Annotated in this window: 6 protein-coding genes and 1 pseudogene; 2 read left to right on the plus strand and 5 right to left on the minus strand. The window is 64.1% G+C overall.

Annotation, left to right across the window (positions count from 1 at the left end):
* Positions 1–482 precede the first annotated feature (482 nt).
* Both OCV80_RS16625 and OCV80_RS12790 read right to left on the minus strand, forming a co-directional pair.
* A pseudogene (locus OCV80_RS16625) lies at positions 483–1307 on the minus strand (PSP1 domain-containing protein); the annotation flags it as partial.
* Positions 1304–2164 (minus strand): DNA polymerase III, delta' subunit family protein, encoded by an 861-nt coding sequence (locus tag OCV80_RS12790; protein ID WP_021751207.1) that lies wholly within the window; start codon positions 2162–2164, stop codon positions 1304–1306. The gene OCV80_RS12790 and the pseudogene OCV80_RS16625, both read right to left, overlap by 4 nt.
* 358 nt (positions 2165–2522) lie before the next feature.
* Here OCV80_RS12790 and ppdK point away from each other — a divergent pair, with 358 nt between their 5' ends.
* Positions 2523–5153 (plus strand): pyruvate, phosphate dikinase, encoded by a 2631-nt coding sequence (ppdK, locus tag OCV80_RS12795; RefSeq protein ID WP_021751206.1) that lies wholly within the window; start codon positions 2523–2525, stop codon positions 5151–5153.
* Positions 5154–5221: 68 nt separating this feature from the next.
* On the opposite strand, the gene OCV80_RS12800 is transcribed toward ppdK, so the two are convergent.
* The 3 genes from OCV80_RS12800 to OCV80_RS12810 form a co-directional block, all read right to left on the minus strand.
* Positions 5222–5902 carry a TIGR00266 family protein gene (locus tag OCV80_RS12800; RefSeq protein WP_025544920.1) on the minus strand — a complete coding sequence of 227 codons (681 nt, stop codon included), beginning with the start codon at positions 5900–5902 and terminating at the stop codon, positions 5222–5224.
* 151 nt (positions 5903–6053) lie between these two features.
* Positions 6054–10085 (minus strand): carbamoyl-phosphate synthase large subunit, encoded by a 4032-nt coding sequence (gene carB / locus OCV80_RS12805; protein ID WP_119311833.1) that lies wholly within the window; start codon positions 10083–10085, stop codon positions 6054–6056.
* Positions 10085–11149 (minus strand): carbamoyl phosphate synthase small subunit, encoded by a 1065-nt coding sequence (locus tag OCV80_RS12810; protein WP_021751202.1) that lies wholly within the window; start codon positions 11147–11149, stop codon positions 10085–10087. Before OCV80_RS12810 ends, carB begins: the two co-directional genes overlap by 1 nt.
* A 374-nt stretch (positions 11150–11523) precedes the next feature.
* Between OCV80_RS12810 and OCV80_RS12815 the strand changes: the two genes are divergently transcribed.
* Positions 11524–14152: PAS domain-containing protein (locus tag OCV80_RS12815; protein ID WP_267288448.1), on the plus strand; the 2629-nt coding region annotated here is incomplete at its 3' end.

Below are 14152 nucleotides of genomic sequence, written 5' to 3' on the forward strand. Positions count from 1 at the left end.
CGGCGGTCCAGCCGGATTCACTCACTCTTGGGGGCGGAACCGCCGCCCTCGCCGCCGTTTTTGTTCCGGCGGCGCCCCCCCCGGTGGTGGGGCCTGCGGCGGCGCTTGGCCTCGCCTTCACCGTCCGGGGCCGCCGCCCTGTTCTCCCCAGGTCTGGCTTCTGTCGGCTTGGGCTGCGCAGGCCTGCTCTCCTGTTTGGGGGGACGGGGCCGCCCTTCCTTCTTCTCCGGCCCCCTGGCCTCGGCCTTGGGCTGCTCGACCCCCTCTCCGCTTTTGGCTCCCCCTCTCCGGCGGCCGCCCCGATGCCGGCGGCGTGGCTTGCCGTCGCCGCTGCCGGGTGCGCCGATCTTCTCCCGCATGGGCGCCTCTTCCAGCTGCGTGTCCATATAGAAGGGCGGCATCAGGGCCGGGGCCTCCTCCCGGAACTCCTCCGCCTCCTTCGGCTCCACATAGCGGGCGGGGCGCTCCGGAATGGCGATGCCCTCCCGGCTGCCCTTGCCGTTGCGCAGAACGCACACCTCACAGTTGTGATAGCACTTCAAAGGCTCCGGCGCACTGTCCAGGCTGACCTTCACGGTCTCCCGCAGCAGGTCCACGCTCTTCACATTGCCGGGGCCGTCCGGCGTCTGAACAAAGGATTCTGCCTTGGGCATCCGCTTGGCTGCGTCCTCATAGACGTTCTGCTCGTATTTCAGGCAGCACATCAGCCGCCCGCAGGTGCCGGAGATTTTGGTGGGATTCAGGCTAAGATTCTGGGTCTTGGCCATTTTGATGGACACGGGCAGGAACCCGTCCAGAAACTGGGAGCAGCAGAAGGGTCTGCCGCAGATCCCCAGACCGCCGATCATCTTGGCCTCGTCCCGGACGCCGATCTGCCGCAGCTCGATCCGGGCCCGGAACACCCCGGCCAGATCCCGCACCAACTCCCGGAAGTCCACCCGGCCGTCGGCGGTAAAGTAGAAGACGATCTTGTTGCCGTCAAAGCTGGCGGACACGTTCACCAGCTTCATCTCCAGCCCGTGGGCGGCGATCTTCTTCTCACAGATGTCAAAGGCCTCGCTCTCCCGCTTCTTGTTCTGCTCCACGGTGCGGCGGTCGCTGTCCGTGGCCATCCGCAGCATAGGGCTCAGGGGCTTGACAATGGCGGAGTCCTCCACCTCGTGGTTCCCCTCCGTGCAGGTGGCGAATTCCGGGCCCTGGGCGGTCTCCACGATCACCTGGTCTCCCATCTTCACCTGGTTGCCGTTTGGATTGAAATAGTAATTTTTACAGCCGCCTCGAAAGCGGACGCTGATAACTTCTGTCAAAGGATGCCCTCCAATTCCACCGCGATGGCGCCCAGCACATGGCCGGTTCCCACGTTGTACGTGCACTCCCCGCGATACTTCTGTAACAGCTCTATTGTGCGCATGATTTGGGATTTTGTCAAGTTTTTCGCGAGAATTGGGGCGATTTCCCGGCAGCTTTCCTCCGGTTCCTGTCCATATTGCAGCAGCAGCGCCGCCGCGCACAGGGCCCGGCTCCGCTCCAGCAGGGCGGACAGGTCCTCCCGGGTGATGCGCTTTTTCTCCAGCCGCACCGCCAGCTCCGTCACCTTTCCCCGCTTCCGGGCGGCCAGGCAGCGGCACAGGGCCTCTGCCGCCTGGACCTCTTCACCGCCGCCTTCCGCAGCCGGGTGCAGCTTCAGCTCCACGCACCGGGAGCGCAGGGTCTGGAGCACCACAGCGGCATTTTCCGCACAGAAGAGAAAGGCCGCATAGGGCGGCCCCTCCTCCACCACCTTCAGCAACACGTTCTGGTCCTGTTCCGTCAGCAGGGCGCAGTCCGGAAACACATAGACCTTCCGCCGCCCCTCGTTGGGGCGGATGTAGGCGTCTGCCCGGATGGCGCGCACCACGTCCACGGCGATGTTCTTATGGTCTGGGTCCCGGACGGTGATCACGTCCGGATGGATGCCCGCCAGCACCTTCCGGCAGGCGGGGCAGACGCCGCAGGGGCGGCTCTCCTCCCCCGTGCACTCCAGGGCGGCGGCGGCAAAGCAGGCGGCGGACATCCGGTCGCCGCTGCCGGTGAGCAGCAGGGCGTGGGACAGGGTGCCGCGAGTGGCGGCCTCCCGGATGCGGATGGCGGCTGGCTCCTCCGGCCGCAGGCCGAACAGGGACATGGCGTACTCTCCTTTTCCCGCTGTGAGCACGGGCTGATCTGCAGATTTTCCGGCGGCGCCGGGTGTTTGGGGCGCCCGGCGGCCTTCCGGCGGGCACACTGGAGCCATTGTACCACATGGCCCCGAAAAAGGAAAGAACGTAAATATTTTCTTTGTTGCGCAACTGTTAATTGTGTGGATTGCACAAACATTTGTGAAAATACTCCAGCTATCCCCAAATTTCTTAGCATTTTTATGTATTGTTTTCCGAAAAAATTCCCAATATAATGTTATCGTTATCAAAATGGGCTAATCGTTTAACCGCAGATTGGAGTCCACCCGACTTTCGACTGCGGCAGGAAAGAGAGGTTTGGACTACATGAGCAAAAAATATGTCTATTTGTTCAGCGAGGGCAACGCCAACATGCGGGAGCTGCTTGGCGGCAAGGGTGCCAATCTGGCCGAAATGACCAACATTGGCCTGCCGGTGCCCCAGGGCTTCACCATCACCACCGAGGCCTGCACCCAGTACTATGAGGACGGCCAGAAGATCAACGACGGGATCCAGGCGGAGATCATGGAGTATATCACCAAGCTGGAGGGCATCACCGGCAAGAAGTTCGGCGATCTGGAGAACCCCCTGCTGGTCTCCGTGCGTTCCGGCGCCCGGGCCTCCATGCCCGGCATGATGGACACCATCCTGAATCTGGGTCTGAACGAGGACGTGGTGGACGTGCTGGCCAAGAAGTCCGGCAACCCCCGCTGGGCCTGGGACTGCTACCGCCGCTTCATCCAGATGTACTCCGACGTGGTGATGGAAGTGGGCAAGAAGTACTTTGAGCAGCTCATCGACCAGATGAAGGAGGCCCGCGGCGTCACCCAGGACGTGGAGCTGACTGCCGACGACCTGAAGGAGCTGGCCGGCCAGTTCAAGGCCGAGTACAAGTCCAAGATCGGCGCAGACTTCCCCACCGACCCCAAGGAGCAGCTGATGGGCGCCATCAAGGCCGTGTTCCGCTCCTGGGACAACCCCCGCGCCAACGTGTACCGCCGGGACAACGACATCCCCTACTCCTGGGGCACCGCCGTCAACGTCCAGTCCATGGCCTTCGGCAACATGGGCGACGACTGCGGCACCGGCGTGGCCTTCACCCGCAACCCCGCCACCGGCGAGAAGAAGCTGTTCGGTGAGTTCCTGACCAATGCCCAGGGCGAGGACGTGGTGGCCGGCATCCGGACTCCCATGCCCATCAGCGAAATGAGCGAAAAGTTCCCCGAGGCCTTCGCCCAGTTTGAGAAGGTCTGCAAGATTCTAGAGGATCACTATCACGATATGCAGGATATGGAGTTCACCGTGGAGAACGGCAAGCTCTACATGCTGCAGACCCGCAACGGCAAGCGCACCCCTGCCGCTGCGCTCAAGATCGCCTGCGACCTGGTGGACGAGGGGATGATCGACGAAAAGCAGGCCGTGGCCATGATCGATCCCCGCACCCTGGACACCCTGCTGCATCCCCAGTTTGACGGCGAGGTGCTGAAGAAGACCCCCGTGATCGGCAGCGCCCTGGCCGCCTCTCCCGGCGCCGCCTGCGGCAAGGTCGTCTTCTCCGCTGAGGACGCCAAGGCCTGGGCCGAGCGCGGCGAGAAGGTGGTCCTGGTCCGGCTGGAGACCTCTCCTGAGGATATCGAGGGCATGAAAGCTGCTCAGGGCATCCTGACTGTGCGGGGCGGCATGACCTCCCACGCGGCCGTGGTGGCCCGCGGCATGGGCAAGTGCTGCGTCTCCGGCTGCGGCGCCATCAAGATGGACGAGGAGAATAAGCAGTTTGAGCTCTCCGGCAAGACCTTCCACGAAGGCGACTGGCTGTCCATCGACGGTTCCACCGGCAAGATCTACGACGGCGCCATCCCCACGGTGGACGCCTCTATCGGCGGCGAGTTCGGCCGGGTCATGGGCTGGGCCGACCAGTACCGCCGCCTGAAGGTCCGCACCAATGCGGACACCCCCCACGACGCCGCCCAGGCCCGGAAGTTCGGCGCTGAGGGCATCGGCCTGTGCCGGACCGAGCACATGTTCTTTGACGCAGACCGCATTCCCGCCATCCGCCGAATGATCTGCTCCGACACCGTGGAGCAGCGTGAGGCCGCTCTGGCTGTTCTGGAGCCTATGCAGCAGTCCGACTTCGAGGGCATCTATGAGGCTATGGAGGGCCTGCCTGTCACCATCCGTTTCCTGGATCCCCCGCTGCACGAGTTCGTGCCCACTGAGGAGGCCGACATCGAGCTGCTGGCCAAGGACATGGGCAAGAGCGTTGCGGAGATCAAGGCCATCATCGCCGGCCTGCACGAGTTCAACCCCATGATGGGTCACCGGGGCTGCCGTCTGGCGGTCACCTATCCGGAGATCGCCGCCATGCAGACCCGCGCCGTCATCAAGGCTGCGCTGAACGTCCAGGCCAAGCATCCCGAGTGGACCATGGTGCCTGAGATCATGATCCCCCTGGTGGGCGAGGTCAAGGAGCTGGCATACGTGAAGAAGGTCGTGGTGGAGACCGCCGATGCCATCATCAAGGAGGCCGGCTCCAACATGAAGTACCTGGTGGGCACCATGATCGAGATCCCCCGGGCCGCGCTGACCGCCGATGAGATCGCCAAGCAGGCGGACTTCTTCTCCTTCGGCACCAACGACCTGACTCAGATGACCTTCGGCTTCAGCCGTGATGACGCGGGCAAGTTCCTGGACGCCTATTACGACAAGAAGATCTACGAGAACGATCCCTTCGCCAAGCTGGACCAGACCGGCGTGGGCAAGCTGGTGGATATGGCCTGCAAGATGGGCCGCGCCACCAACCCCGAGCTGCATCTGGGCGTGTGCGGCGAGCACGGCGGCGACCCCTCCAGTGTGGAGTTCTTCCACCGGACGGGCCTGGATTATGTGTCCTGCTCTCCCTTCCGGGTGCCCATCGCCCGGCTGGCTGCGGCACAGGCTGCCATCAAGGACGAGAAGTAATCTTCTCTCTCATAAAAAACCGGACCGCCCAAAGAGGGCGGTCCGGTTTCTTTGTATCGATGCATAAGTCACTTCGCTGTGGGCATGAAGGGCCGCAGAACCCCTGCCACCTGAGAGATCGGCATGGTCTGGAGATAGACATGGCCCGGTCCGGTGATAATGGTGTTGAAGATTCCCTCACCGCCGAACACCATGTTCTTGAGCCCCGGGACCGCCTGGATATCCATGGAGCAGGTGGCATCCATAGCCGCCAGATATCCGGTATCCACCACCAGGGACTCACCGGGGTCCAGATCGTACTCCACGATATGCCCGTCGAACTCGGTGAAGGCAATCCCCCGGCCGGAGAGCTTCTGCATGATGAAGCCCTCGCCGCCGAAGAAGCCGGAACCCAGCTTCTTCTGGAAAAAGACGGACAGCTGGACGCCCGCCTCGCTGGCCAGGAAGCCGCTCTTCTGCACCACCAGCTCCCGGCCCGGACCGATGTCAAAGGCCCGGATGCTGCCCGGGAAGCTGGAGGCAAAGGCGATCAGTCCTTGGCCGCCCTGGGCGGTGTAGCGGTTCTGGAAAATGGAGTCGCCGGAGAGCATCCGCCCAAACGCCTTCCCCAGACCGCCGTTGGTGCTGGTCTCCATCTTCATGTTGGGGGTCATCCAGCTCATGCTCCCCCGCTCGGTGAGCATGGTCTCGCCGGCCTCCAGCTGGCAGATCACCACCGGCAGCGGTGCTCCCTCGATCTGATATTCCATGGTGTGCTCCTTTCTCTTCTCGGCCCGGGGCCGGTTTTCTCCATTCTACCGGGGCCGCTGCATCGTGTCAATCCAAACCGGGCGGCTTTCCTGGTCCTTACAGAAATTTTACAGCCCCGGCATCTAAACGGATGCCGGGGCTGTGCTGCGCTCAGTACTCCACTACGCCGGTGTAGACCAGCTTGGCATCGCCGGTGAGGGTGACGGCTTCGTCGGTGTAATGCACCACCAGGTCGCCGCCCTGGACCCGGACCGTGATGTCCCGTCCCTTTTCACAGAGGCCGTTGGCCACCGCCGCCACCACCGCGGCACAGGCGCCGGTGCCGCAGGCCAGCGTCTCACCGCTGCCCCGCTCCCAGACCCGCATCTTGATGGTGCTGGGATTTACCACCCGGATAAACTCCGTGTTGATCCGGTCCGGAAAATAAGGCGCATGTTCAAACTGCGGCCCGATCCGGGCCACATCCACGCCGTCCACCCGGGAACAGAACACCACGCAGTGGGGATTGCCCATGTCCACGCAGGTGATCTCCCAGGGCTGCCCGGCAATCTCCACCGGATAGTTCACCACCTGCCGCTTCGGGATATTCAGCCGGAGGGCCGTGGTGTCCAGGGTCGCGTAGCCCATGTCCACGCAAGCGGAGGTCACCCTGCCGTCGGTGGTGTAGACCCGGACGGTCTTGGTGCCCTTGTCCGTCTCCAGGGTCATTTCCTCCTTGCGGACGATACCGTTGTCATAGAGGTACTTCGCCATACACCGCAGGGCGTTGCCGGCCATGGAGCCCTCAGACCCGTCGGCGTTGAACATCCGCATCTTGGCATCCGCCTTCCGGGATCCCTCCATGAGGATGATGCCGTCGGCACCGATGCCGTAGTGCCGGTCGCAGAGGGTGACGCACAGGGACTCCGGGCAGGTGATCTCCCCGCTGAAATTCTCCAGGAAGATGTAGTCGTTGCCGCAGGTCTGCATTTTGGCGAAGGGCAGCTTCTGCCGCTCCGTCCGCAGATGGCAGATATCGACGAGCTCCGTGTTCTCCTGGTTGTAGCGGCTGGCCAGGATGTCCGTCAGGGCACCGGCCGTATCCAGCGAGGTCAGGCAGGGAATGCCCAGCTGGACGCACCGGTGGTTCAGGTGGATGAAGTCCCGGATATACTCCGGCTCCGTAGAGCCGGTGAGGATCACGTAGTCGATCCTGCCGGACTCCAGCAGCTGGAAGACCCGGTTGTCCCGGCCCAGCTTGCCCACCACCTCCACGTCCGTGCCCAGGCGGGAGATCTCCCGTGCGGTGCCGTCGGTGGCGTAGAGGCGGAAGCCCATTTCATCCAGCTTCCGGGCGATGTTGACAATCTCCGGCTGGTCCCGGCGGTTCACGGAGATCAATACCCCCGCGTGTCCGCTCTTCTCCACCTTGTACCCGGCGGAGACCAGGCCTTTGAACAGCGCCTCCTGCATATTGGCGCCCAGGCCCAGCACCTCGCCGGTAGATTTCATCTCCGGGGACAGGGCGGCGTTGGCGTCGGTAATCTTCTCGAAGGAGAACACCGGCACCTTCACCGCCACGTAGGGCGGACGTTTGTACAGGCCCGTGCCATAGCCCAAGGCCTTCAGGGGTTGGCCCACCATGACCCGGGTGGCCAGGTCCACCATGGGTACGCCGGTGACCTTGGAGATATAGGGTACCGTCCGGCTGGCCCGGGGGTTCACCTCAATGACGTACAGCTCTCCCTGATAGATCAGGTACTGGATGTTGATAAGTCCCCGGGTCTTGAGGGACAGGGCCAGCTTTTCGGAGCAGTCCACGATGGTCTGGAGCATCTTGTCCCCGATGGAAAAGGGCGGGTACACGGCGATGGAGTCGCCGGAGTGGACGCCGGTACGTTCGATGTGCTGCATGACGCCGGGGATCAGCACATCGGTGCCGTCAGAGATGACGTCCACCTCCAGCTCCTTGCCCATCAGGTACTGGTCCACCAGCACCGGGTTCTCAATCTTGCCGGAGAGGATGATCTCCATGTAGCGGCGGACTTCCTCATCGTTGTGGGCGATGACCATGTTTTGGCCGCCGATGACGTAGCTGGGCCGCAGCAAAACAGGATACCCCAATTCATTCGCTGCCTCCAGCGCCTCATTCATACCCAGCACGCCCCGGCCGGCGGCCCGCTTGATGGAAAACCGCTCCAGCAGCGCGTCGAACCGCTCCCGATCCTCCGCCATGTCGATGGACTCGGCGCTGGTGCCCAGGATGGGGATGCCGCGGCTGTCCAGGAATTTCGTCAGCTTGATGGCCGTCTGACCGCCGAAGGCCACCACCACACCCACCGGCTTCTCCACGGCGATGATGTGCATGACATCCTCCGGGTACAGCGGCTCAAAATACAGGCGGTCGGCAGTGTCGTAGTCCGTGGAGACAGTCTCCGGGTTGTTATTGACAATCACCACGTCGTAGCCCAGCTCCTTCAGCGTCCAGACACAGTGGACAGAGGAGTAATCAAACTCGATGCCCTGGCCGATGCGGATGGGGCCGGAGCCCAGCACCATGATGACCGGCTTGCCGCTGCGGGGGAAGGCCCGGGACTCGCAGAACCGGTCATAGGTGGAGTAGAAATAGGGCGTCTCCGCGTCAAACTCCGCGCCGCAGGTGTCCACCATCTTGTACACCGCATCCCGGTGCTCCGGCAGTTCTCCGCCGCCGGAAAGCCTGCGGAGAGCCTCATCGGGATAGCCCAGCCGCTTGCCCTCCCGGTACTGCGCCTCCGACAGGCCGTCTGCAATGGAAGCCTCGAACGCCGCCAGCTTCCGCAGCTTGCAGAGGAACCAGGGGTCGATTCTGGTGATGTCGTGGATCTCCTCTACGGTGACGCCGGATTTCAGCGCCTCGAACACCGTGAAGAGCCTGTGATCGTCCACTCGGCGGAGCCGCTCCCGGATGGGGGCGTCGTCCCCGTGGTCCGGTTTCCGGTTCAGGGTGTCCATGCCGATCTCCGCGCCCCGGACAGCCTTGAGCAAGGCCATCTCGAAGCTGGGGGCGATGGCCATCACCTCGCCTGTGGCCTTCATCTGCGTGCCCAGGGCCCGGCTGGCATCGGCGAACTTGTCGAAGGGCCACTTGGGCATCTTCACCACGATATAGTCCAGGGTGGGCTCGAAGCAGGCACAGGTCTTGCCCGTGATGTCGTTTTTAATCTCGTCCAGGGTGTAGCCCAGAGCGATCTTGGTGGTGATCTTGGCGATGGGGTAGCCGGTGGCCTTGGAGGCCAGGGCCGAGGACCGGCTGACCCGGGGATTCACTTCGATGACCGCGTACTCAAAGCTCTCCGGGTTCAATGCCAGCTGCACGTTGCAGCCACCCACGATCCCCAGGTGGGTGATGATGTCCAGAGACGCCTTGCGGAGCATCTGGAACTCCTTGTCCGCCAGGGTCTGGGTGGGGGCCACCACGATGGAGTCGCCGGTATGGACACCCACCGGGTCCAGGTTCTCCATGGAGCAGACGGCGATCACGTTGCCCACGCTGTCCCGCATGGTCTCGAACTCGATCTCCTTCCAGCCGAAGATGGCCTTCTCCACCAAAATCTGCGTGATGGGCGAGGCGTCCAGGCCGGTGCCCGCGATGATCTTCAGCTCGTCGGGATCCTTGGCCGCGCCGCCGCCCGCGCCGCCCAGGGTAAAGGCGGGCCGCACGATGACGGGGTAGCCGATCTTCTCCGCCACCGCCAGGGCCTGGTCCACGGTCTCCGCGATGTCGGAGGCAATCACCGGCTGGCCGATCTCCGCCATGGCCTCCTTGAAGAGCTCCCGGTCCTCCGCCCGGGAGATGGCCGCTGCGTCGGTCCCCAGAAGGCGGACGCCCTGGGCCTGGAGAAAGCCCTCCTTGTCCAGCTGCATGGCCAGGGTCAGGCCGGTCTGGCCGCCCAGGCCCGCCAGGATGGAATCGGGGCGTTCCTTCTTGATGATGCGCTTGACGGTCTCCACGGTCAGGGGCTCCAGGTAGATCTCATCCGCCATGGCCTGATCCGTCATAATGGTGGCGGGGTTGGAGTTGCAGAGGACCACGTTGATGCCGGCATCCTTCAGCACCCGGCAGGCCTGGGCGCCGGCGTAGTCGAACTCCGCCGCCTGGCCGATGACGATGGGGCCGGAGCCGATGACCAGCACTTTCTGAATGCTCTTATCCAGCGGCATTACCGGTCACCCCCTTTCATCAGAGCTACAAATTGGTCGAACAGGAACGATGTGTCCTTGGGCCCGGTGCAGGCCTCTGGATGGAACTGGACCGTGAATGCCCGCAGGTCCGGATAGTCGATGCCCTCGCAGGTGCCGTCGTTGGCGTTGATGAAGCGGACCTTCCCCACCGGCAGGCTGGTACCGTCCACGGCGTAGCCATGATTCTGGCTGGTGATGTAGGTGCGGACGCCGTCCAGGTCCCGGACGGGCTGATTGACCCCCCGGTGGCCGTATTTCAGCTTGTAGGTGCCGCCCCCCACCGCCAGGGCCGTCAGCTGGTGGCCCAGGCAGATACCGAACAGGGGCACCTTGCCCAGGAGCTTTTTGATCTGCTCAATCTGATAGACGTTCTCTGCCGGATCCCCGGGGCCGTTGGAGAGCATGACGCCGTCAGGCTTGGCCGCCAGCACCTCCTCTGCACTGGTCTGCGCAGGCAGGACAGTGACGGTGCAGCCGCGCTTTTGCAGCTCCCGGACGATGTTGCGCTTGGCGCCGTAGTCCAGCAGGCTGACCCGGAACCGCTCCTCTCCCTCCGCCGGGTGGGCGGATGCTGCTCTACAGGTCACCGCCTCCACCACGCCGGTGACGGCATAGGTCTTCACCGCCGTCAGATCCGCCGGAACCTCATCACAGATCGCGGCGTTCATGACGCCGTGCTCCCGGATGATCCGGGTCAGCTCCCGGGTGTCCACACCCCAGAGCCCCGGCACGCCCCGGTCCCGCAAAAAAGCGTCCAGGTCTCCCTGGCAGCGGAAATTGGACGGCTCCTCGCACCACTCCCGCACCACGTAGCCCCGGACGCAACACGCGCCTTCAAAATCCTCCGGAATGATCCCATAATTGCCGATCAGAGGATAGGTCTGCATCACGATCTGTCCAGCATAGCTGGGATCCGTCAGTGTCTCCAGATAGCCGCACATGCCGGTGGTGAACACCAGCTCGCCCACGGCGTCCGCCGGCCCCCCGAACCGGAAGCCCTCAAACACCTGGCCATCCTGTAATACCAGATATCCCTTCTTCATGTCGTCCTCCCTCTCCGGCGCATCGACCGGAAAATCCCTATTAGATGTTATTATGCGTTTTTTTTCTGAAGCAGTCAATCCCCCCGTGCAGTGCGGCACGGTAGACTTTTCCAGGGATGAAGGTATTACTTTTTGTGCATTTTCGCAAAGGTCGATCTATTTCCCGCCGCACTGCCTCTCTTGCAAAGCAGTAACCAATGGGCTATGATGCAGGAAAAGCGGCTCATCTGCACAGGCGGAAGAACTGCTCCGGCAAAGGAGTGCGCCTATGATCTGTTTGCATGCATTCCGGATGCCCGCCCGGGAGGACGAAGAGGCATTCTTCTCCGATCCCCGGAACCAGCGGATCTGCTATACCGCCAAAGAGCCCTTTCATGTATTCCGCTGCTGCCATCTGCCGCAGCACCCACCTCCCCATTCCCCAAGAGGGCCGGATCATCACCAGCGACGATGTCTTCGGCCACCTGCCGGACATCCGCTGCATCAACGGCGGCATCGACGCCGCCCCGGCCCCGCCTCTGGACGGCGCTGGACAATGTGCGGGTCTGCCGGGCGTTCTTTCGGAAGCGGGAGGCAGACTTCCGCTCCACCCGAAAACGCGCCGCAGTCGGGCCGCAAGGTATTTTGGACTGCCGGACAAAGAAATTTCTTCTGGCGCCGTTGTCATGCGGTGGCCCGCCATTTATAATAAAGGCAGCAAAATCAGGGAGGAGGCGCATCCTGTGGCAAAGCATCTGGACAAGTTTACCCAGCCCTTCCGGGACAGCCCCATCCCCTTCGCCCTGGCGGAGATACTGACCAACGGCAGCGGGGAGATGGTGGATCTGGTGTGCCGCTTTTTGAATCCTGCCGCGGCGGCGCTTCTGGGGCTCTCCCCGGAGGAGGTGCAGGGCCGCCGCCTGTCCCAGCTCGGGCCAGAGCGGGCGCTGGAGCAGCTGGCGCCCATGCAGGCCGTAGCTTTTTCCGGCTCCTCCGCCTCCTTCCCCTATGTGACCGCCGGGGGCCAAACCCTCACCGTTACCTGCTATCAGGTGATGTACGGCACGGTGGCCTGCCTGCTGGATCCCCGGTCGGGGGCCGGAGCCCAGAGCGGCGCGTTGCCGGAGCTCCTGCCCGGCGCGGATCTGGAGCTGAACCGGGAGGGACTGCGGTGCCTTGCCTGCAGCCGGCAGCTGTGCCAGCTGACCCAGTGGTCCCGGCGGGCGCTGCTGGACCGGGGCGGCAGGGCCTTTTCCGCTCTGGTGGCTCCGGCGGACTGGCCGGCGCTGCTCCAGAAACTGCTGGACGCGGCGCGGGAGAAACGGGGCGTGGATCACGACTTCCGCCTGCTGCGGCGGGACGGTGGGGCAGTCTGGGTGAATCTCCGGGCGGAAATCCTGTCGACCCGCCAGGGGGCCACGGTCTTCCGCGGCGTCTTTCTGGATATCGACCGCCTCCGGCGGGAGGGGCAGGACCTGCAGGCGGCCCTTTCCCGGCGGGAGACGGCTCTGCGGGATGCGGAGACGCTGCTGGACCGGATGCCGGTAGGTCTCTGCCTGCTGCGCCGCCGACCTGACGGTGGCGTGGAGCTGCTGCGGGCCAATCAGGTTCTCTCCCGGCTGCTGGGCCTCTCGCCCGCAGCTCTGGCCCGCCGTCTGGCGGAAGACCCGGGCAGCGGCCTGCCGACGGGCGAGCGGGAGGAACTGCTGGCCGCAGCTGTTCGGTCCCGGGAGTGCGGCCTGCCCCTGCGCCGGGCCTGTCGGGTCTGCCTGGGCGGCGGGCGGGAACTCTGCCTCTCTCTCCACATGTCCTGGGTGGAACAGCCGGACGGCTCCTGGCTGGCATACATCGCCTGTGCCGATATCTCCCAAGAGGCCGCGGCCCAGGCCGAGCATCAGATCCGCTCCCGGATGTACGACCTGCTGTTAGAGCACACCTCCCTCCTGACACTGGACTATGACCCCGCCCGGGACCTGGCCCAGATCCAGCGGCACAGCACCAGCGGCCGCAGGACCTCCCGCACCGTCTCCGGCTATCTGAAGAGCCTGCTCACCGCGTCCTACCTCCACCCGGAGGACCGGCGGCGGCTGGCAGGCGCGGTCCGTCGGGCCATCACGCATCCCGGGACGGTCTCCTGCACCTATCGGGCGGATTATGAGGACACCGGCTGGCGACGCTATCAGGTGTCGTGGATGAGCCTATTCGATGAAGCCGGAAATGTGTACCGTCTGCTGGGCAAAGCGGAAGATGTGACTGGCCGCCGGGCGGCTGCGGAACACTTCCGGCAGTTGGCCGCCCGGCACCGCCGGCAGGCCAGGGCCTGTCTGGCCTCCGCCCGGCTGGATCTGACCGCCGGACAGACATTGGACGCCAAGGCCGCGTCCCGGCACCTGCTGCGCACGCTGTTCGACCGTACCGCAGGCGCCTGCCTCCAGCAGATGGCCTCTGCCCTGCCGGAGGCAGAGGAGCGGGCGCGGTTCCAGGCTCTCTTCTCTCCGGATGCTCTGTCGGATGCCTTTGCAGAAGGCGTGTTCCAATTCTCCATGGACCACTGGATCTCTACCGGAAAGGGCGGCCCGTCCTGGGTCCGGATAGAAGCAGAGATGGCGGAAAACCCGGACACGCTGCATCTGGAAGTCTTTTTCCAGCTGTGGGACCGGAGCTTCCGCAGGCTGCAAAGCACTCTGTTGGATACCCTGACCAGGCAGGATTACGAGCTGGTCCTGACAGCGGACGCCCGCTCCGGTGCCTGCCGTGCCTATGGACCGTCCGCAGGCCGTCTGCCGGAGAACGCCACCTGCCGGTCCCTGGCCGCCTGGTATTTCCAGCAGCTGCCGCCCTCCCACCAGCGGACCGCCCTGCGGAAAGCCCTCTCCCTGGAGGCTGTCTTGTCCCAGCTGGAGGCAGTTCCCTCTGTGGAGCTGGTCCTCCCGGCCCCGGAAGGAGCGCCTTACCATCTGCGGTGTTCCCCGCTGGAGGGGATGCCCGGCGTGCTGCTGGTGACTTGCCGCCGCCTCCCGGCCG

Origin of the sequence: Oscillibacter acetigenes, assembly GCF_025567605.1 — a bacterium.
GTDB lineage: Bacteria > Bacillota > Clostridia > Oscillospirales > Oscillospiraceae > Oscillibacter > Oscillibacter welbionis.